Source organism: Pseudomonas sp. JS425 (genome assembly GCF_018223845.1).
Classification (GTDB): Bacteria; Pseudomonadota; Gammaproteobacteria; order Pseudomonadales; family Pseudomonadaceae; genus Aquipseudomonas; species Aquipseudomonas asiatica.
The window spans coordinates 2,917,562-2,936,590 of sequence record NZ_CP073661.1; the positions used below are offsets into that span (position 1 = coordinate 2,917,562).

The 19,029-nt window shown below is 63.6% G+C and carries 21 protein-coding genes; 11 read left to right on the forward strand and 10 right to left on the reverse strand.

The window, feature by feature from the left end; translation table 11 throughout:
- The first annotated feature begins 84 nt into the window (after window positions 1-84).
- Complete coding sequence (locus tag KDB76_RS13555; protein ID WP_038409598.1) at window positions 85-816, forward strand: SDR family oxidoreductase; 732 nt, start codon at window positions 85-87, stop codon at window positions 814-816.
- 31 nt (window positions 817-847) lie between these two features.
- Window positions 848-1,459, forward strand: a complete 612-nt coding sequence (locus KDB76_RS13560) for a 2-hydroxychromene-2-carboxylate isomerase (RefSeq protein WP_038409603.1) — start codon at window positions 848-850, stop codon at window positions 1,457-1,459.
- A 94-nt stretch (window positions 1,460-1,553) separates the two neighbouring features.
- Here the strand turns inward: KDB76_RS13560 and KDB76_RS13565 are convergent, their stop codons facing one another.
- From KDB76_RS13565 to KDB76_RS13580, 4 genes are all read right to left on the reverse strand, one after another.
- Complete coding sequence (locus KDB76_RS13565; protein ID WP_003248033.1) at window positions 1,554-2,099, reverse strand: cupin domain-containing protein; 546 nt, start codon at window positions 2,097-2,099, stop codon at window positions 1,554-1,556.
- A gap of 81 nt (window positions 2,100-2,180) precedes the next feature.
- Complete coding sequence (locus KDB76_RS13570) at window positions 2,181-3,386, reverse strand: MFS transporter (protein WP_038409604.1); 1,206 nt, start codon at window positions 3,384-3,386, stop codon at window positions 2,181-2,183.
- A gap of 84 nt (window positions 3,387-3,470) precedes the next feature.
- Window positions 3,471-4,004 carry a cytochrome b gene (locus tag KDB76_RS13575; RefSeq protein ID WP_013972482.1) on the reverse strand — a complete coding sequence of 178 codons (534 nt, stop codon included), beginning with the start codon at window positions 4,002-4,004 and terminating at the stop codon, window positions 3,471-3,473.
- A complete protein-coding gene (locus KDB76_RS13580; protein WP_038409605.1) occupies window positions 4,001-5,053 on the reverse strand; it encodes a catalase family peroxidase in 1,053 nt (350 codons plus the stop codon). Before KDB76_RS13580 ends, KDB76_RS13575 begins: the two co-directional genes overlap by 4 nt.
- A gap of 124 nt (window positions 5,054-5,177) precedes the next feature.
- Here KDB76_RS13580 and KDB76_RS13585 point away from each other — a divergent pair, with 124 nt between their 5' ends.
- The gene (locus tag KDB76_RS13585) at window positions 5,178-5,699 is read left to right on the forward strand and encodes a sigma-70 family RNA polymerase sigma factor (protein ID WP_013972484.1); all 522 of its coding nucleotides are present in this window, start codon (window positions 5,178-5,180) and stop codon (window positions 5,697-5,699) included.
- A complete protein-coding gene (locus tag KDB76_RS13590; protein WP_038409606.1) occupies window positions 5,696-6,442 on the forward strand; it encodes an anti-sigma factor in 747 nt (248 codons plus the stop codon). The genes KDB76_RS13585 and KDB76_RS13590 overlap by 4 nt, the downstream gene beginning before the upstream one ends.
- Window positions 6,443-6,549: 107 nt before the next feature.
- Here the strand turns inward: KDB76_RS13590 and KDB76_RS13595 are convergent, their stop codons facing one another.
- Window positions 6,550-7,557, reverse strand: coding sequence for a GlxA family transcriptional regulator (locus KDB76_RS13595; RefSeq protein WP_013972486.1), 1,008 nt, complete (start codon window positions 7,555-7,557; stop codon window positions 6,550-6,552).
- Between the two features lie 160 nt (window positions 7,558-7,717).
- On the opposite strand from KDB76_RS13595, the gene KDB76_RS13600 reads away from it, so the two are divergent.
- Window positions 7,718-8,188, forward strand: coding sequence for a hypothetical protein (locus KDB76_RS13600; RefSeq protein WP_013972487.1), 471 nt, complete (start codon window positions 7,718-7,720; stop codon window positions 8,186-8,188).
- 110 nt (window positions 8,189-8,298) lie between these two features.
- A complete protein-coding gene (locus KDB76_RS13605; protein WP_013972488.1) occupies window positions 8,299-8,511 on the forward strand; it encodes a PLDc N-terminal domain-containing protein in 213 nt (70 codons plus the stop codon).
- A gap of 44 nt (window positions 8,512-8,555) precedes the next feature.
- Here the strand turns inward: KDB76_RS13605 and KDB76_RS13610 are convergent, their stop codons facing one another.
- Window positions 8,556-8,879, reverse strand: coding sequence for a hypothetical protein (locus tag KDB76_RS13610; RefSeq protein WP_015270192.1), 324 nt, complete (start codon window positions 8,877-8,879; stop codon window positions 8,556-8,558).
- Between the two features lie 211 nt (window positions 8,880-9,090).
- Between KDB76_RS13610 and KDB76_RS13615 the strand changes: the two genes are divergently transcribed.
- Both KDB76_RS13615 and KDB76_RS13620 read left to right on the forward strand, forming a co-directional pair.
- Complete coding sequence (locus KDB76_RS13615) at window positions 9,091-9,501, forward strand: RidA family protein (protein WP_023663024.1); 411 nt, start codon at window positions 9,091-9,093, stop codon at window positions 9,499-9,501.
- 108 nt (window positions 9,502-9,609) lie between these two features.
- Complete coding sequence (locus tag KDB76_RS13620; protein WP_038409607.1) at window positions 9,610-10,482, forward strand: DMT family transporter; 873 nt, start codon at window positions 9,610-9,612, stop codon at window positions 10,480-10,482.
- Here the strand turns inward: KDB76_RS13620 and KDB76_RS13625 are convergent.
- Window positions 10,479-11,198 (reverse strand): TorF family putative porin, encoded by a 720-nt coding sequence (locus KDB76_RS13625; RefSeq protein WP_023663023.1) that lies wholly within the window; start codon window positions 11,196-11,198, stop codon window positions 10,479-10,481. The genes KDB76_RS13620 and KDB76_RS13625 overlap by 4 nt on opposite strands.
- Window positions 11,199-11,279: 81 nt before the next feature.
- Window positions 11,280-11,531, reverse strand: coding sequence for a hypothetical protein (locus tag KDB76_RS13630; protein ID WP_013972493.1), 252 nt, complete (start codon window positions 11,529-11,531; stop codon window positions 11,280-11,282).
- A 122-nt stretch (window positions 11,532-11,653) separates the two neighbouring features.
- On the opposite strand from KDB76_RS13630, the gene KDB76_RS13635 reads away from it, so the two are divergent.
- The 3 genes from KDB76_RS13635 (at window position 11,654) to KDB76_RS13645 (ending at window position 14,987) form a co-directional block, all read left to right on the forward strand.
- Complete coding sequence (locus KDB76_RS13635; protein ID WP_013972494.1) at window positions 11,654-12,313, forward strand: VIT1/CCC1 transporter family protein; 660 nt, start codon at window positions 11,654-11,656, stop codon at window positions 12,311-12,313.
- Window positions 12,314-12,639: 326 nt separating this feature from the next.
- Window positions 12,640-14,097: a DUF3300 domain-containing protein gene (locus KDB76_RS13640; protein ID WP_013972495.1), complete on the forward strand. Its 1,458-nt coding sequence runs from the start codon at window positions 12,640-12,642 to the stop codon at window positions 14,095-14,097.
- Complete coding sequence (locus tag KDB76_RS13645; RefSeq protein WP_023660937.1) at window positions 14,094-14,987, forward strand: DUF2950 domain-containing protein; 894 nt, start codon at window positions 14,094-14,096, stop codon at window positions 14,985-14,987. Before KDB76_RS13640 ends, KDB76_RS13645 begins: the two co-directional genes overlap by 4 nt.
- Before the next feature lie 24 nt (window positions 14,988-15,011).
- On the opposite strand, the gene KDB76_RS29800 is transcribed toward KDB76_RS13645, so the two are convergent.
- Both KDB76_RS29800 and KDB76_RS13655 read right to left on the reverse strand, forming a co-directional pair.
- On the reverse strand, window positions 15,012-15,782 hold the full coding sequence (locus KDB76_RS29800) for a DUF6708 domain-containing protein (protein WP_230397110.1): 771 nt from the start codon (window positions 15,780-15,782) through the stop codon (window positions 15,012-15,014).
- Window positions 15,779-18,964 (reverse strand): T6SS effector BTH_I2691 family protein, encoded by a 3,186-nt coding sequence (locus KDB76_RS13655; RefSeq protein ID WP_038409608.1) that lies wholly within the window; start codon window positions 18,962-18,964, stop codon window positions 15,779-15,781. The genes KDB76_RS29800 and KDB76_RS13655 overlap by 4 nt, the downstream gene beginning before the upstream one ends.
- Window positions 18,965-19,029 lie beyond the last annotated feature (65 nt).

Below are 19,029 nucleotides of genomic sequence, written 5' to 3' on the forward strand. Positions count from 1 at the left end.
TGCCTCTGCAGGCGGGCTTGACGGTGGCGGCGATCATAACATAGCGTTCGTTTACTAAACGATCATTTACTAATAGAGGCTGGCATGACAGAACAACAAAAAGTGGTGCTCGTGATTGGCGCGGGGGATGCTACCGGCGGCGAGATCGCCAAGCGCTTTGCCCGTGAGGGCTACATTGCTTGTGTTACCCGGCGCCAGGCTGCCAAGTTGCAGCCGCTGCTGGACGAAATCCGTGCTGCCGGCGGCCAGGCCCACGGGTTTGGCTCCGATGCGCGCAAGGAGGAGGAGGTGGCGGCGCTGGTCGAAACCATCGAGCGTGATATCGGCCCGATCGAAGCGTTTGTGTTCAATATCGGTGCCAATGTGCCCTGTAGCATTCTTGAGGAAACCCCGCGCAAATACTTCAAGATCTGGGAGATGGCCTGTTTTGCCGGTTTCCTTACCGCCCAGGCGGTGGCCCGGCGCATGGTCCAGCGCGAGCGTGGCACCATCCTGTTCACCGGCGCCACCGCTGGCACTCGTGGCGCGGCGGGCTTTGCGGCATTCGCCGGGGCCAAGCACGCTTTGCGCGCCCTGGCCCAGAGCATGGCGCGCGAGCTGGGGCCGCGGAACATCCATGTCGCCCACGTGGTGGTTGACGGAGCCATCGACACCGCCTTCATCCGTGACACTTTCCCCGAGCGCTACGCCCTCAAGGACCAGGATGGCATCCTCGACCCGGCCCACATCGCCGACAGCTACTGGTTCCTGCATGCCCAGCCCCGCGACGCCTGGACCTTCGAGCTGGACCTGCGCCCCTGGATGGAACGTTGGTAAGCCCCTTTTACCGAGCAAGGACCGTAACCACATGAACAAGACTGTCGATTTCTTTTTTGACCTGGGCAGCCCGGCCAGCTATCTGGCCTGGACCCAACTGCCTGGCCTGTGTGCGCGCCAGGGTGCCACGCTGCGTTACCGGCCGATGCTGCTGGGCGGGGTTTTCCAGGCCACCGGCAACGCCTCGCCGGTGATGATCCCGGCCAAGGGCCGCTACATGTTCACCGACCTGGCGCGCTTCGCCGAGCGCTACGGGGTACCGTTCGGGTTGCCGCCGGGGTTCCCGGTCAATACCTTGACCCTGATGCGCGGGGCAATGGGCATCCAGCTGCGTTCGCCGGAGCGCTTCGAGGCGTTGCTGGCGGTGCTGTTCAATGGTCTGTTTGCTCAGCGCCGCAACCTGGGCGACAACGCCGTCCTCGACGACACGCTGAGCCAGGGCGGCTTCGACCCGCAGGCATTTCGCGCGCTGGCGGGTGACGACGAGGTGAAGTCCGCGCTCAGGCACGCGACCGAAGCTGCAGTGGAGCGCGGGGTGTTCGGCGCGCCGACCTGTTTTGTCGGTGGCGAGATGTTCTTCGGGCAGGACCGTTTGGACTTTGTTGAGGAGGCCCTGCGTCAGGGCGCCGGCAGCCCTACCTGAAGGCGCCTCTCCCACAGGGTTGGCGCGTTTCCTGTGGGAGCGGCTTCAGCCGCGAACACCGGCAAAGCCGGTGCCATCTCCATGCATAAAGCAGTCAGAAGTTCGCCGGGGTGTTGGCGCTGATGATTTCGGCCTCGTCCGGGCCGATGTTCTTGAAACTGTGCGGCAGGGTAGTGGGGATGTAGTAACCGTCGCCCGAGTTGAGCACGCTCACCTGGCCATCGACCCACAACTCGACGGTGCCGCGTGTGACCAGGCCACACTCCTCACCCTCGGCATGCACGATCGGCTCGCCCGAATCGGCACCCGGTGCATACAGTTCACGCAGCATGCGCATCTGCCGGCCTTCGACGCTGGCGCCAACCAGCAGCATGCGCAGGCCGTTGCGGCCCAGGTCTGGCTGCTCGCCGCCACGGAACACGTAGCGCTCTTCGCGCACCGGCTCGTCGAAACTGAAGAACTCCGCCAGGCTCATCGGAATGCCTTCGAGCAGTTTTTTCAGGGAGCTGACCGAAGGGCTGACGCGATTCTGCTCGATCTGCGAGATCGTCGAATTGGTCAGCCCGCTGCGGCGGGCCAGTTCCCGTTGGGAGAGGTTGTTGCGTTCACGCACCAGTTTGAGTCGCGTCCCCGTGTCCATAGCCGCCTTGTAATCAGAGGTGTCAATAATAATGAGCGATGCGCATTAAAACACACTCTGCGCGCTTGCGCGCTGTGCTTGTCAGGCCCGCTGATCGCGCGGCATCGGCCATGACCCGACCAGCAGCAACAGCGCCGCCACCGCCAGGAATGGCAAGCGTGGATCGACGGCATAAACCAAGGTGCCGGCCAGCGGCCCGATCACTGCGCCCATGCCCTGGGCAGCACCGATGGAGCCGGCTGTGGCGCCTTGCTCGGAGGCGTGCATGGCATTGGCCGCCAGCGCCGAAAACGCCGGGAAGACAAAGCCCATGCCCGCCGCCGCGACAAAGTAGCAAGCCCACAGCCAGGGCGCCGTGGTGGCCAGCGAGCCGCAGGCAAAGCCCAGGGCCGAAACTGTGGCGCCGACCCGGATCATCTTCAACGGCGGCCATTCCAGCTGGCGCAGCAGCACCTGCGCCAGGATCAGCGCCACACCCACCGTGGTCAGGGCGATGCCAGCGGCCTGCGCAGCCTCGGCAGGGCCCAGGTGCAGGCGGTCGAGGGCAAAGAAACCGACGATGATCTGCGATACCGTGACGCTGAGCATGGCGCTGAACGCCACCAGCAAGGGCCGACGCAGGCGTGGGTCGTTCAGGCGCACCGGGCTGGGAGCATGGCTGTGCGGCAGCGCCTGCGGCTTCAGGGTGAACAGCAGGACCAGAAAGGCACTGGCCGGCAGCAGCGACATGATGTGGAACGGCAGGCTCAGGCCATGCCGCGCCAGCAGCGCTGCCAGCGCCGGCCCCACCACCAGGCCGACGGCGTTGGCCGCCCCCAGCGAGGCCATGGCCCGGGCCCGGCGTTGCGGTTCGACATGGTCGGCGATCAGCGCATTGCAGCCCACCGGGATGGCAGCATAGAAGGCGCCGATACAGCCGCGCGCGACCATCAGGCCGATGAAGGCCAGGGTCGCCCCCGGTAGCCAGCGCAGCGCACCTTCTACGAACAGGCACAGCAGCCAGTAGGCCAGGGTGAAGCCGGCGCTGCCCAGCAGCAGGATGCGCCGACGGCCCAGACGGTCTGCGGCGCGCCCCCAAGGCCGGGCCAGCAGCACCCAGACCACGCCCGCCACGGTCACGGCGGCACCGGCTTGCCAGGTGGCCATGCCGAGCTGGCGGGCGATCGGGCCGATCAGGGCGACGAAGGCCATCATCGACATGGTGCAGGCCATGTTGGCCAGCAGCAGGGGGCGCAAGTCCAGAGTACTGGCGGGTGCGAGTGTGGCAGGATCCTTTGCGACATTCATAGGGCAGTCCAGGGCGGTACGGCAAATAGAAAGCCGATCTTGTTGGGAATCGTTATCGGTGTCGAGCCCCCGGGCTGCCGAGTGTCATTGGCTGCGGCGCAGCGGGCCAGGCCACATGCTACGCAACACGCCATCGCGGCGCACCCACGCGTGCATCAAGGCCGCACCCACATGCACCAGCACCGTGGCGAACAGCAAGTAGCCAGCCCAGCCATGGGCCTGGCGCAGTACTGCATACAGTTGCAGGTCATGGGGGGCAATGGCCGGCAAGCCCAGGGGGCGGGGGTAGCCACCGGCCGACAGCATGGCCCAGCCCAGCAGCGGCATGGCAAGCATCAGTCCGTAGAGCACCAGGTGCGAAGCCCCGGCGCCCCAGCGTTGCAGTGCAGGCAGGTCGCGCGGCAGGGCTGGGTGGGGCAGGGCCAGGCGAACGGCGATGCGCAGCAGCACCAGCACCAGCAGGGCCAGGCCGGTTGCCTTGTGCAACCCGATCAGCACGGGGTGGCGCGGCGACAGGTCGGCGACCATGCTCACACCGATGAACAACATGGCCAGGATCAGCACGGCCATCAGCCAGTGCAACAGGCGGGCGAGGGGGTGGAAGGCGTCGGTTTTCATGGGTGGGCTCCGGTGTCGAGCGATTCGCGGCTGCGGCGGTTGAAGGATTCCGAGTAGGCGGCCGAACGGGCGGCGAGAATCGGGTCGGCAGAGGCCTGGATGCCCCGGGGTAGAATCAGCGGGTCGAAGTTGATGTCGCGGCAGGCCCCTTGCTCGGGGCCGTCGACCTGTTCCAGTACCAGCGTGCCGGCGTCCACGCTGCGTCGGTCGGCAGGCCACGGGCTGGCAGGGTCGTCCACTGCATCGCCGGGTTCCGCCAGTACCAGGCGCAGCGTCCAGCGCAGCGGGGCCTGGGCCAGCCGTTGCTGCAGGTCGTGCTGCAGGAACTGTTTGTCATCGACTTGGGCAGGCAGGGCGGCAAACGCTGTCTGCGGCTCCAGTTGCCAACGCACGGGGTGGGACACGCCGCTTGCGTCGATCAGGCGGAAGGCGTTGATGCTGTGGTACTGCGTGCTGGCGAAGCTGTTGCTGGGCTTGTACCCCGCCGCCCATTGGCGAAACGCCGCGCTTTCCGGGTGGGCGGCGAAAAACGCCTGCAGTTTGCCCGGGTCCGGTTTGCCGGTGGCCGGGTCGGGTGCCCCCGCCAGTACCTGTTCATAGAAGGCTTGTGGCGTGCTTACCGCCAGCACCGGCGGGTTGTTCATGCCGGTACGCCAGACTTGCCCGTCGTCGGTGCTCAACTCGATGGCCAGGCTGCGCACCGGTATGCCGGTATCCGGCGCGAACGGGTTGGCGCCGCCGATGGCGAAGCGGCCGATCACTGGCACCCGCGGCTGGCTGAACGCCCGCGCCGTGGACAGGCTGACGGCCTGCCCGCTGGGCTGGAAGTAGCCGCTGACGCACAGGCCCTTGGCGTGGTTCTTACGGTAACCCGGGTAATGCCCGGCCTGGGCTTCGAAGGTGTCGATGATGCGTTGTGGGGTCAGGCGGGTATCGCCAACCCAGCCGGCGGCATAGGCAAAGGCCGCGCCCGCGCCCAGCATCACGACGCCGATGGCGGCCAGGCGCAGGGCCTTGGCCGGGCCGTGCAGGGGTGAGTTCATGGTCATTGTCCGGTTCAGTGAAGGTGCCGGTACGACGGCGCAGAGAAAAACTTATTCCCTTGCCGGGAATAGATTTTCCTCGCAGGCGTCTGCCTCTTACACTGACAACCCCAGAGGCCGGGACCTTGCCATGCATGATCTGGACGACCACCAGTGGCGCGAGCTGCTGGCCCGCCTGCGCCGCTTTGCCGTGTGGCTGACCCGCGAGCCGGGCAGCGCCGACGACCTGGTACAGGCAACGGTCGAGCGGGCCTTGAGCCGGCGCGACCAGCAACGTGATGCCGATGCCCTGCGGGCCTGGCTGTTCACCATCCTTTATCGGCTGTTCCTCGATGGAAAGCGCCGTGAGCGCCTGCACGCGCGATGGCTGTCCTGGTTCGGCCGCGGCGAGCGCGATGACGAGCCGGTTGGTGGCAACCTCGAGGCCATTGTCCTGGCCCAGGCCGACCTGCAGGCTTTCGCCCGGCTCACGGCAGAACAGCGTGCGTTGTTGCTGCTGGTCAGCATTGAAGGTTTGAGCTACAAGGAGGCCGCCCAGGCCCTGGGCATCCCAATCGGCACTGTGATGTCGCGCCTGTCACGCGCCCGCAATGCCTTGCGCGAACTGACCGAGGGCAGCCCCCAGCCCCCGGCCTTGCGGAGACTGAAATGACGCGCCTGATCCCCAGCGAAGACGAACTGCACGCTTATGTCGACGAGCGCCTGGAGCCTGCGCGCCGGGCCGAGGTTCAAGCCTGGCTGGCGGCCAACCCGCAGGCTGCGGCCAAGGTCGAGGGTTGGCGTGCCGACGCCCGCCGCCTGCGTACGGCGCTGGCCGGGTTTGGCGAAGTGCCGGTGCAGCTGGACCTGGGGCAGTTGCGCAGGCAAGTGCGCCAACGCCGCCAGCGCCGCTGGGCCACGGCGGCGGTGCTGCTGCTGGCGTTTGGCGTAGGTGGCCTGGGAGGTTGGCAGGTGCGCGATGCGACCTTGGCGCGTGCCGAGCTGCCAATGGCCGATGCCGTCCAGGCGCACCGCTTGTTTGCCGGTAGCCAGACGTTGGATATCCAGGCCAGCGACCCAGGCCAGTTGCGCGACTGGCTGGGGCGCCACTTCAGCCGCGTTGGCCACTTGCCGGACCTGGCGGGCTACGGCTTCAAACCGGTGGGCGCGCGCCTGCTAAGCAACGAGCAGGGGCCGGCGGCATTGCTGGTGTTCGAGGATGGCAAGGGCCAGCGCATCAGCCTGTTCCTGCGCTCACCAGGTGATCATTATCGGCGCATGCCGGACGGGCAGCGCGTGGACGGGCAGCTGGAGGCGCGGTACTGGTCGCATGGGGCCTACAACTTTGCTCTGGTCAGCGCGGTGGACGATTTGCGTGGGGCGGGGGTGGGGGAGGCGTTGCGCTTGGGTTTGTGAGCCCGCTCTCGCCGGGATCGCGCGTGGATGCTGTGGTGATCCTGTGGGAGCGGGCGCGCCCGCGAAGAGGCCTCGCCAGGCCACACATTCCTGCCATTTTCCCCTGCTCACTCGCCCAACCGCTGCTCACGCGACGGCGGGTAGCCAAAGTAAGCCGCATAGCATTTGCTGAAGTGCGACACCGAAACAAACCCGCAGGCCACTGCCACCTCCATCACCGACAGGTCGGAATACTGCAGTAGGCGGCGGCTTTTGGTGACGCGCAACTCCATGTAGTAACGCCGCGGCGAAGTGCCCAGCTGGGCCTGGAACAGGCGGTCGATCTGTCGGCGCGAGCGCCCGCTGTAGGCGGCCAACTGGTCGAGGCTGAGGGTTTCCTCGAGGTTGTTCTCCATCAGCTCGACGATGGTGCGCAGGTGCAGGCTCATGGACTTCTTCGCGCCCGGGCCGACCTGACGATAGCGGGCACCGGAGAACGACAGGATCTCCTCGACGCCTTCGGCCAGGCCGTCGCCATACAGCCGGCGCACCAGGCCGAGCATCAGCTCCATGGCACCATTGGGGCTGGCAGCGCTGAGGCGGTCGCGGTCGAGAGTGAAGCTGGCTGGGGTGATCCGCGTCTGCGGGCTGCGCTCGGACAGGCTGGCGCGTTGCTCGGGGTGGATACTGCAGCCATAGTCGTCCAGCACCCCTGCGCGGCCGAGGAACCACGCGCCGTTCCACAAGCCGCCCAGGGCCATGCCGTGGGCCGCGCAATCGCCCAGCAGGCGGTCAAGCTCGGGGTACTTCAATGGCGTGCGCAGGCCGCCACAGATCACCAGCAGGTCCAACTCCTTCAGGGCCTCGGCGGATAACTCGGTAGCCACCAACTCCAACCCCAGGTCGCTGAGCACGCGGTCGCCTGCAAGCGACAGTGGGGTGAATCGAAAGCTGTCGGCGCGCAGCAGGTTGGCCGTGACCAGCACGTCCATGGCCACGGTGAAGCTGGCCATGGAGAAGTGTTCGAGCAATACGAAATCGACCCGATAGGGGGCTTGGGCATTGGCGCTGGTGGACTTCAGCCGCAGCATGTTGCTGGTACTGGTCTTCTTGCTGAACTGGCGTGGCGTGGGCACTCTGGACTCCGCTTCCTGGCTGGCCTTGAGAGTGTGGCGGGTGGCCGGGGGAAAGACAATCTCCTAGGTGGCCGTGTCGTATTCCAGGTCGTGTTCAGGCAACCTGTCTGGCTTGGCCCGTTGCCGCTATGCTGATGCTCCTGTCACTGAGGATACCTTGATGAAGTACGCCGCTGCCCTGTTGCTTTGCCTGATGCCATTGTTGGCCAATGCCCTGGAGCAGGGCGACAAGCTCGCCCCGTGGACGCTGCTCGACCAGTACGACCAGGCCTATAGTCTCGCCGCCGGCACGCACATCCTGCTGGTGGCGCGCGACATGGATGGTGCAAAGCTGGTGAAGGCGGCGTTGGCCGAACAGCCCAAGGGTTACCTGGAGGCGCGCGATGCGGTGTTCGTTGCCGACATCCAGCGCATGCCGGCGCTGATCAGCAAGCTGTTCGCCATCCCCGCCATGCGCGATTACAACTACCGCGTACTGCTCGACCGCGACGGGCGCGTGGCCAGCCGTTATCCAGGGCAGGATGGCCAGGTGCAGTGGTTGCAACTGGAGCAGGGCAAGCTGGTGAGCCAGCGGGCATTTGCCGATGCACCGGCGTTGAAGGCGGCGTTGGAAGCTGCACCACGGCATTGAGAGCTGTCACTGCTCCCTGTAGGAGTGGTGCCATGCCGCCAGCCAAATCAATCTGAACCCTCGGCAGCCTCTGCAACCCAACCCATTACATGCCAAATGGGAGAGCGCTCATGGAAATCGGAACGATCTGGATCATCGTCGCGGCCTTTGTAATCCTGCTGGAAATCTGGGCCATCTGGCACATCATCGGCAGTGACCGGCGCGCCGAGCGCAAGATGCTGTGGATCGTCTTCGTGGTCTACGCACCGTTCCCCGGCTTGCTGTTCTGGGCCTGGCGCGGGCCTCGGGCGGTGAAGGGCAGGGCGGTACTGCAGGAAAAATGATGGAGAACGGCCTCAGGCGCGGGGGCGCCTGAGGCCGTCGATGTTCACTTGGGCAGGATATCGAAGCGAATGGCTGACCCCAGCCCGTCCACCATCAGGCAACCGTAGAACTTCACGGTCGACAGCACACACAGATGCTTGAGCGCTTCATGGATGTAATCGTGAAGCAGCTTTTCGGCATCGCGCCTGCGGTCTGCGAGCGTGGTGCTGCTGAGAGTGATCACCCCGAGCAAGGTGGTTTCAATGTGTTCGACGGTGTCCAGGCCAATTTTTTCGCGCAGGTGCAGGCGCGCCTTTGCCGCATCGTCTTCATCTCGTGCGGTTTTGGGCTTGATGGTATAAGCCAGCTGAAAATCATATTTGCTCATCGCTTTATCCTTGATACGTGCAGGCCTCCATGCCGGGCCTCGCAATCTAGCGCCTGGCAGCCACCGCGCATACAAACGCGTGGTTCACGCAAGCCAGCGCGCTGTGCGAAACGTCCTACGCAGGCAAGCCCGTTTTTACGATGCATGCTTGACCTCGAGTTAACTCAAGGTTCGATACTCCGTCCCTCTTCCAACTGATCGAGGGTTTACCGTGAGCCATTCAACCGCGTTCCAGCTGAGCAACCCCGAAGGCCTGTACGACCCCAGCGGCAATGCCTACTCTCATGTCGCCGAGGTTCATGCCGATAGCCGCCTGTTGTTCATCGCCGGCCAGGGCGGGGAGGACCGCAACGGGCAGCTGTCGCCGCTGTTCGCCGAGCAGGCGCGCCAGGCACTGGCCAACCTTGAGATTGCCCTGGCGTCGAAAGGCGCCAGCTTGGCCCATGTGTTCAAGCTGACCCTGCTGATCGTCGAGCATTCCGAAATGCGACTGCATGAATGGGTAGCCGAGGCTGACAGGGCCTGGGGCCGTTGCATGAAACCGACCTGCACGCTGATACCGGTACCCCGGTTGGCGCTGGACGGCATGCTGGTGGAGATCGAGGCAGTGGCGGCTGTATAGGTCCGGGCGATTCGGTGGTGGCGGCAGATAAGCGCTATGTTGTATATCGGTGCTGGCCCAACCAGCACGGCCGCTATAACAACAATTGACCTCAAAGGTGACCACACCATGAGCACCGGCACCACCACGCTTGCCGACCCCAAGGCTCGGGCCTGGATCTGGCCGGCACTTTTCAGCCTGGTGGCCTTCGCTGCCAACTCGGTATTCTGCCGGCTCGCGCTGAAGGATGGGGCCATCGACCCAGCCTCCTTCACCGTGGTGCGCCTGGCCAGTGGTGCACTGTTCCTGCTGCTGTTGATCCGCCTGCGAAAACCCGCGCTTGCCATGGGGGGTAGCTGGCGCGGCGGCTTGGCCCTGTTCCTCTATGCATTCCTGTTTTCTGCGGCATATCTGCAACTGGGCGCAGGCGCGGGTGCGTTGCTGCTGTTCGGCGCGGTGCAGATCACCATGTTCGGCTTCGCCTGGTACAAAGGCGAACAAATCACCGCGCGGATGCTGCTGGGCATGCTGATCGCCTTCGTCGGCCTGCTGGTGCTGCTGTTGCCCGGTACTGCGGCGCCACCTTTTGCCAGCGCCTTGCTGATGGCCCTGTCTGGCGTGGCCTGGGGCGTTTACACGCTGCTGGGCAAAGGTTCACCCAGGCCGCTGGCCGACACTGCCGGCAATTTCACCCGGAGCCTGCCGTGCCTGGTGCTGCTGGCGCCGATGCTGTTGCTGGGCGCCGACTTGCACCTGAGCCCGCTCGGCGTGCTGTATGCGCTGGGTTCTGGTGTGCTGGCGTCCGGTGCTGGCTATGCCGTGTGGTACGGCGTGGTCAGGCAAGTCAGCGCGCAGCAGGCGGCGACCATGCAGCTCAGCGTCCCGGTGATCGCGGCGTTGGGCGGGGTTGGCCTGATCGGCGAGCCATTGTCGTTGCGCTTGCTGGTGGCCTGCGTGGTGGTGCTGGGCGGTATCGCCCTGGCGCTGGCGTCGCGCCGTTAAAAGAAACGGCGTTGCGCCTTGAGCGTGACCATGCTGTCGCAATAGGTGTTGATGCCCGAATACGCATCACACCCGCCACCACTGAGGTTTGAGTTGCTGTAGACCAGGTTCAGGTCGATGCCGAGCCAAGGCCGGGATAGTTCCAGCGACCAATCGGAAAAGGCATTCACCTCGCTGCCATCACCAATGGTGAATGGCGTACCTAGGCGGTGATGGGCGAGCTTGACGCTCAGGTCGACATCAAACAGCGGCAGTTGGCCGAAGTCGGCGAATAGCGTGGCGGTGCGGTTGTCGGGATTGTCGCGCAGCGCTCCACCGAAACGGCTGCCCAGCACCGAAACACCACCGTACAGGGCATAGCTGTCGGGGCCCGCAACGTTTGGCTGACTATAATGGATCAACCCCACCTCGTAGCCCAGGCTACTGTCGAACCGGTGCTTGTAGCCCAGGTAACTGTCCAGCCGCAGGGTGGAGTCGGGCGTCACGCCCATGCTCGGGGCGTACTGGCCAAGGTACCAGCCGCTGGGGTGGCTGAAGTCGAGGCCACCGTGGAACGCACCGATGGCGCTGGGCGATATCAGCCCCTGGGCCATACTGCGTGAGGGGGTGGTGCCGAGTGTAAAGTCGAAGTCGCCCAGTTCGCGTTTGATCTGTTGGGCCAGCAGCATGGGGCTGAACAGCAGGGCAGCACTCAGCAACAGAAGGGGCCTGGTCATGGTCTCCGTCCTGGAAGGCTTGCGGTTGAGCGGTAAAGCATACCTGTGCAGATAACGTGAGGGAACCGCCGGCTAGCCCATTCAGCCTTTGGTCGAACGGTCGGCGTCTGCAGCTTCGGTCACCACGGGCAGGTTGCCGGCACGCTGGATTACCCGCCGTTGCTGCTCGTAATCTTCCAGCGACAGGCCACGGCGTTGCAAGGCTTCCAGTTGCAGTTGACGGGTTTCTTCGGCGGTGTAGGGACGCAGTTCGGGGTGGCTGGCACAGCCGCTGGTGATGGCGATGGCAATGACGGCAAGGGTGGCGGACAGCAGGCGGGCCAAGGTGTTCATCAGATAGCTCCAGGGGCCGGTGTGGTGGGCGGCGAGTCGATGGAGCTAGGTTATTCGGCCATGTCGTTCGGCAGAAATTGCCATTCTCGATAGTGATTATCGATGGTTCCTGGGAGGGTGCGATGGGGCAAGACGAGCAACCGCGAAAATGGGGCGTGCTGGAACCGATCGACCGGATCACCGAAGTCATCTTCGGCCTGTTGATGGCGATGACCTTCATCGGCTCGCTGAGCGTGGCCACGGCAGGGCGCGAAGACGCGCGGCTGATGCTGATTGCCGCACTCGGCTGCAACCTGGCCTGGGGCCTGGCCGATGCCGTCATCTACCTGCTGCGTACCTGGACCGAACGTACCCGCAGCCGGACCTTGCTGGCCCGCTTGCAAGCAGGTGATATCAACCAGGGGCGCAGGCTGATTGCCGATACGCTGCCAGAGCGCATCGGCCTGGCACTGGATGAAGACGGGCTGGAGATGCTGCGTGGGCGCATGCTGCGTGATGCTGGCCGCCCGCTGCCGGCACGCCTGGGGCTGGATGATTTCAAGGCGGCGCTGGCCACTTTCCTGCTGGTGGTACTGGCAACTTTCCCGATGGTCATTCCGTTCCTGCTGATCGAGACCACCGGTACGGCCATCCGTGTATCGAACCTGGTCGCCCTGGCCATGCTCTTCCTTGCGGGCTGGCTGCTGGCACGCTATTCCGGTGGCCGCGCCCTGTTGACCGGCGTGGTTCTGGCGGTAGTCGGGGCGTTGCTGATCGTGGCGATCATCGCCTTGGGCGGTTGAGCACCGCCCGCTCAGTATTTCATGTCGCGGGCGCGCTCACGGCCTTGCTGTGGATACGGCCTTGTGCATGCGCCGGCCTCTTCGCGGGCACGCCCGCTCCCACAGGATCACCACAGGTTTGAACATTGTGGAGTACCTGTGGGAGCGGGCGTGCCCGCGAAAGGGCCGGTACAGTCAATTACAGATCTCAACCCAGCCCTGACATAGATTCAAAAGCAGCAACCACCCCACCCTTAGAGCGCGAAAAGTTTGCGCCCCCGTATCTGGCCAAAAGCAGCGCCATTGCTACCCTTAACCCACGCGGCCTGATCTCACGGAGAGATGCGATGCGCATGCCATTGTCAGCGGTCCTGTCGGTGATCCTGTATCTGAGTGCCACGCCCGGCCTGGTGCTGGCAGAGGATGTACCGGCCCCCGACCCGGCACCACAAACCGACACGGTCGCGGCCAAGGACCCGGTGTTCACCCAGGAGCAACTGGATCAGATGCTGGCACCCATCGCGCTGTACCCCGATGCGCTGCTGGCACAGGTATTGATGGCCTCCACTTACCCGGGGCAGGTGAGCGAAGCTGTGACCTGGTCCAAGGCCAACCCCAAGGCCACCGGCGACGATGCCGTCAAGAAGGTGGCGAACCAGCCCTGGGACCCGAGTGTACAGGCGCTGGTGGCCTTCCCGCAGGTACTGGCGACCCTGGGGCAAGACCCGGTCTGGGTGCAGCGCCTGGGTGACGCCTTCCTTGCGCAGCCCGACGATGTCATGGGCGGCGTGCAGCGCCTGCGCCACCAGGCCCAGGCCGCCGGCAACCTGCAGAGCAACCAGTACCAGAACGTGACCGTGCAGACCGCCCCGGCACCGGCCTCCAGCGGTAGCAGTACCCAGGTGGTTACGGCCAGTAGCCCGCCCACCACCATCATCATCGAGCCAGCCGACCCGCAAGTGGTGTACGTGCCCAGCTACAACCCGACCACCAGCTACGGCACCTGGGCCTACCCGGCCTCGCCGCCGGTGTATTACCCGCCACCGCCCATGTATTACCCTGGTTCTGCACTGGTGGCGGGCCTGGCCTTCGGTACCGGCGTGGCGATCGTAGCCTCGCTGTGGGGCGACTGTGACTGGGGCAACAACGACATCGACATCGACGTCAACCGCTACAACAACATCAACGCCAACAACCGCATCACCAACAACCAGAACAAATGGCAGCACAACGCCGCCAACCGCGACGGCGTGCCCTACCGCGACTCTCGCAGCCGCCAGCAGTACGGTCGCCAGCTGGACGGTGCCACCCAGCGTACTGCCTTCCGCGGTGACGACACCCAACGCGCCCAGGCGCGGGACAAGGCCCGGGCGTCGATGGACCGGGCCGGCATCGAACGTCCGGCCACCAGCAACCGCCAGGCACGCCAGCAGATGCGCGAGGCGCAGGCAGGCAATTCGGTCGGCAACCGCATGCAGCCTCGTAGCGACAACCCCAGGGCAACCGACCGTCGACAGGAAACCCGCAACACCCAGGCTCGCCAGCAGAACAGCCAGGTGAACCAGCGCAGGCAGGGCGAAGGCCAGGGGCGGCAGCTGGCACAAAATCGGCCTTCCAATACCGCTGGCCGCGCGCGTAACAATGCCTTCGACGGCGTCCGTTCACCCTCGCGCACCAGCGTGCAGGCCAGCCGTGGCCGCACCAGCCAGTCGTTCGCCCAGCGACCGAGCGCATCACGTGCCGCCGGGCACCAGATTTCCCGGCCCAGTGCGCCCGCACGCCGCGGGGGAGGTGGCCGTCGATGAACCGTCAAATGATAGCGGCACTGGTAATCGCAGCCGGTATGACATGGTCATCCCTGGCCGCTGCGCAGGAAGCCTTCCCGACACCGGAGAAGGCCGTGGAATCCTTTGTTGCGGCGCTGGGCGAGGAGAAACCTGATGAAGCCCGCCTGGCCCGGTTGCTGGGTGATGACTGGCGTGCCTACATACCGCGCGGTGGTGTGCAACGCAGTGATGTGGACACGTTCCTTGCGCAGTATCGCGCGCAGCACAGCATCAACCTGTCGGGTACAAACAAGGCCATCCTTGCGGTGGGCAGTGATCACTGGACGTTGCCTATTCCGTTGACCAAAGGCGACCAGGGTTGGCGTTTCGACCTCAAGGCCGGCAGCGCCGAAATCCGCGCCCGGCGCATTGGCCGCAACGAGCTGGGTGCCATGCAGTCGATGCTGGCCTATCACGATGCGCAAATGGAGTACGCCACCCAGGACCACAACGGCAACGGTGCGCTGGAATACGCGCAGAAGATATTCAGCGAGCCCGGCAAGCATGACGGGCTGTACTGGGACGACGATGGCGATGGCCAGGTCAGCCCGCTGGGCCCGTTGTTCGGCCAGGACCGGGTTGGCGACGACTGGTATGGCTACCACTTTCGTATCCTCGATGCACAGGGCCCATCCGCCCCTGGCGGTGCCTACAGTTACCTGATCGGCAACCAGATGAGCCGTGGCTTCGCCATGGTTGCCTGGCCGGCCAGGTACGATGACACCGGGGTGATGAGCTTCATGATCAGCCATGACGGCGAGGTGTTCGAGAAAGACCTCGGGCCGCACGGTGACAAGCTGGCCAAGGAGATGAAACGCTTCGATCCGGATGACAGTTGGAAGGTGGTGGATGTACCGACGGGGGATTGAGCCGCTCGTATCACCCACCCCCTTTCAGGGGGCTGTTCTCGATTCCAGATCCATCTCTGACGGCCAGTTTACCTTCGGTGCCAAACGCAGGGCGAACTCACACCAGAGCACATCGTTGTGGTCTTTGGGTTCGCCTGGTGGTGGCAGGGCTGAGGGGCCTTCCTGCATGTAGGTGCAGATGTAGGCCCAGGCATGTTCATTGGCGCCCATCGTGACCAGAGGAAAACGGTCGATGACATTGTTTGTGCCTGGTGCAACGATGGAGAGTGTGACACCCCATTTGAAAATTAACCCACCGTTTGGCAGTGCGCCGGTTTGGGACCAGCGCTCGGCGCGGACTTGGGACCAGTCGTAACTGACCGGCACGACCTTGCCTTTGTCGAAGGGGTTCCACCATTGATGCTTGAAGTTGTAGGCGTAGATTTTATTACGGGCCCGGTTGAATCGAATGGGCAGGTCTCGGGGCGCTGAGAGGTCTGCCCGGAACAGGACAACGGTGCACCATGCTGACAATGAGAGCATGATAATTTCCTGAAGAACACTTTCTATGTCCGTTGGGTCCGTATGCCTGATCACCCAAGGAAGGTCAACCAGGATCGAAATCAGAAAGATAAGTGCCAATATCGAAACGATCCCACGATACGCCATTGCTGAGCGACAAATCTCGAGGTAAATATCATCTTGAAAGTTCGGCGTGTGGGGAGCCAAACCAGGTTCTAGAATCGGTGCATCGAAGGGCGATGGCAAGTCTTCTTGCCAGCCAGTGCAGGGTGGGATCAGTCTTGGGCGGCTCATTGATTTTTGCTCTTGTTGGTGCGTATCTCATTCTCTATTAATACAATCTGAGCGAGTGTTGTTTTGTCGTCTTTGTCAGGCCAGAAGTTTAGGGTGAATTCTATTGCCTGGATGGTGTGGTGGTCGGACAATGGCAGCGCTCCTTGAATGGTGAGGGCTTTAGTCATTGGGTCGACCTTTGCGAGTGGCTGCATATCGGGTGGTCTGGAGAAGAGCTTATTGGTCGCTCTGTCTTGAGCTTGCAGTTTCAACGGCGAGGAACTGTCTGCGGACAGTACAGCTAATTCACTACCTCTAGGTCCGTGGTACAGGCTTAAGCTCCACTCGTAATGCGACAGGTGCTGATTGAAATTTGGAATGCGAATAAAGAAAATCAGGCCGACGCTTGCCGGGACCGCATTACCATCACTGGTAAATATCGTTGACGCATTTTCTTTGTGGATGGAGTGATTGATTTCGAATTGGATTTGAATCGAGACCTCCGCCTCCAAACCGAGGAGGGACGCATTGAGGGCGGCAATGGCCGCGTCCATATCGGCGTTGGTCATCCATTGGCGATGTGATTCCGGTAACCCCCACTTGGCATTTCTGGCCCAAATCTGCGTTGCTGATGATTCTTTGTGCTTGGCTGAAGTTGCAAGCAGATAGGCTGCTATGCCCAAGGTGATGCTTATGCCTATCGGGCCAAGTAAAGCGCTGGAGCCAAATGCGGCCCAGACGCCAAATGCTGCGGCCCCGAATGAAGTGGCACTTGCGAACCGGTAGAGGCGAGCTGCAGAGCCATCTCCCACTCTCTCGGATCTAAGGTTTGCATACCTGTACTGAACCGCATCCATGACACCAGCAAGCGCAGAAATCCCCGAGCCGAATCTGGCAATACCGGTTCCCAATGAGATTGTTGTCACCGTCCCCGGCCACGGTATCTTCGGACGCACAAGCGCAACAACCAGTCCCGCCGCTTCGACGCTGGCACCCAACAACCCAAGCGAAGAAGACCAGATCGCCGCAAGCGCCTCCGGGTTGTCCTGATGCGTCTCTTGCAACGCTCGATAGTTCTTGCCCAGGCTGTCCTGATGGAACCACATGCTGCCCAAGGCAAATAGCAGCCCGACGCTTCCGCTACTCGCTGCAGCATCCCGCAGGCTGCGCATGGCATCGCTTGCCACGCTTTGCGCGGCCGTAGAACTGATCTTCAAACCACCCGTAACCTGCGCACGCAGCGTACCCGCACCAATCGCAACATTGCGTACCAGCGCCCCGACGCCACCGGCTGCACCCTCGCGCAACTGCACCAACCGCGCCTGCAAACTCTCGGCGCTTTCGAGCGTCCAGAGCATCACCTCGATCATCTGGCTACGGTTACCCGCTGCCGCAATATTGATCGCGCCACTCAGCACCATGGCCCGCACCTTGCGGCCCAGGGGATCACGGAACTGCTTGTCTACCTGCTGTAGAAACGCATCGGTCCGCGCCTCCAGGGCTTCATTGAGCAGGCTCATGTATTCGCCCACTGTCAGCGACATCCGCAGCGGCGTTACCTGCTGCCCGGCGAACAGGGCAAACGCCGAGCGATGCACATGGCCGATCAGGGTCTTGGTCCGTTCACTGATGTGCTGGCTGAGCGCATTCCCTGCGCTGTTGGTCGCGGCCAGCAACTGGCCAACGGCATCCTGTATCGGCTTGATCATCAGCAGTTGGCCATCGGCGGTCCCGGCGATGCCCTTGATGATGTCGTACACCTTGCCGAAGTCGTCCCCGGACAGCGCGCTGGCCACCTGCTGCATCAGCTTCTGGTTCTTGGCCAGCAGTGCTTGGTAAAGCAGGCTGCGGTCGTCTTCCAGCAGCTGCTGCCAGATATGCTGGGTGATCCCGAGCGGCTGACCCTCCTGAGGCAAGGTTTCAGTGGGCCCGCCGGCCAGGCAGGCGGCCATCATCTGGATGAAGTACTCCACCGAAACGGGGGAGGTCGCGTCATAGTCGTAGTAGCCGATCTGCTGAAACGCCCGCTTGGCATAGTGCCGCGCATACAGATCGCCAACCTGGTCGATCATCGACTGCCAGTTTTTCAGTTCGCGGTCGTAATCGGCCTGGAACGCTGCGCGGGCGCTTTCGTCGTAACGCTCTTCCAGCCGCTCGCGGGCGTCCTGCTGTTTGCGCGCGGTGTTGCGTTCGGCCTGCGCGTCGATGTCCACCGGCGGCAGATACGCCTTGGCCGCGATCGGGCTGTCGTTCCACTGCTCGATCTGCCGGGCTTCCCGCTGCGCGTCCTCGGCACCCTGCACGGCCGCCATGGCCGCGTGCAGTTCGCGGATGCCCAGTAGTGCTTGCGAGGTGAAGTATTCGAAGTGCCGCTGCGGCTGCGCCCGCCATTCCTGCAGGGCTTGCACCCAGCCAGTGCGTTGCGCGTTGAGCTCCATGACCATGCCGACCGGGTCGGGTAGCGTCAGCGCCAGCAGGCCATTGGGCAGTTGTTCCTGCTGGATGACATTGCGTACATGCGTGCGGGTTTCATGCCAGCGGCCCAGGCGGCTGTAAAAGCCATGGACGCTGGTAAACCTGGCAGAAGAAAAGGTCGAGAACTCCAGCACCTGTTCCAGGCCGAAGCGGAAGCTGTCGGTCATGGCGATGCCGAGGCTGGCAGGGTCGTTGCGTGCGCTGTTCAGGTCCACTTCGACGAAGCGGGCGAGGGTGCCCGGGTCACTGTCGACGATGCCTTGCCGATAGCGGTCGAGTACCGCACGGGGCCAAGGGTCGTTGGCGAAGGCGATCCAGGCCTTGCGGTAGAGCAGGGTATCGATGTTGATGAACGAGGCAATCACATCGTGGCCTTCGGTGGCGCATACCTTGGGTAACGATCTGGGTGGCCCCAAGGGCATCTGCGACACCGGAAAGCGCTGCAAGGTACCTTCCGCCGCTACCTCGTAGGCCTGCCAGATTTCCTGGTCGAGCAGTACGTAGACATAACCCTGGCGCAAAAGGCGCAGCTGGTCGGTGTGCATCGGGTGGAAGATGATTTCGCTATCGTCTGCCAGGCGATAGGGGCGCCCTGTGTCCGGGCGTGGGGCGTAGGCCTCGCGCAGCAGCAGAATCGGCAGACCGGAGCGTTCGCAGGCATTGCAGGTGCCGTAGGTGTTGGGGATCTCTTCCTGCATGGCGATGTGGATGGCTTTGCTGATGCTCATCAAGAGTTCCTTTCCAGTGATTTGACGCAACGGCCAAAACACTAGCGAGGAACGCCTTCGCGGGG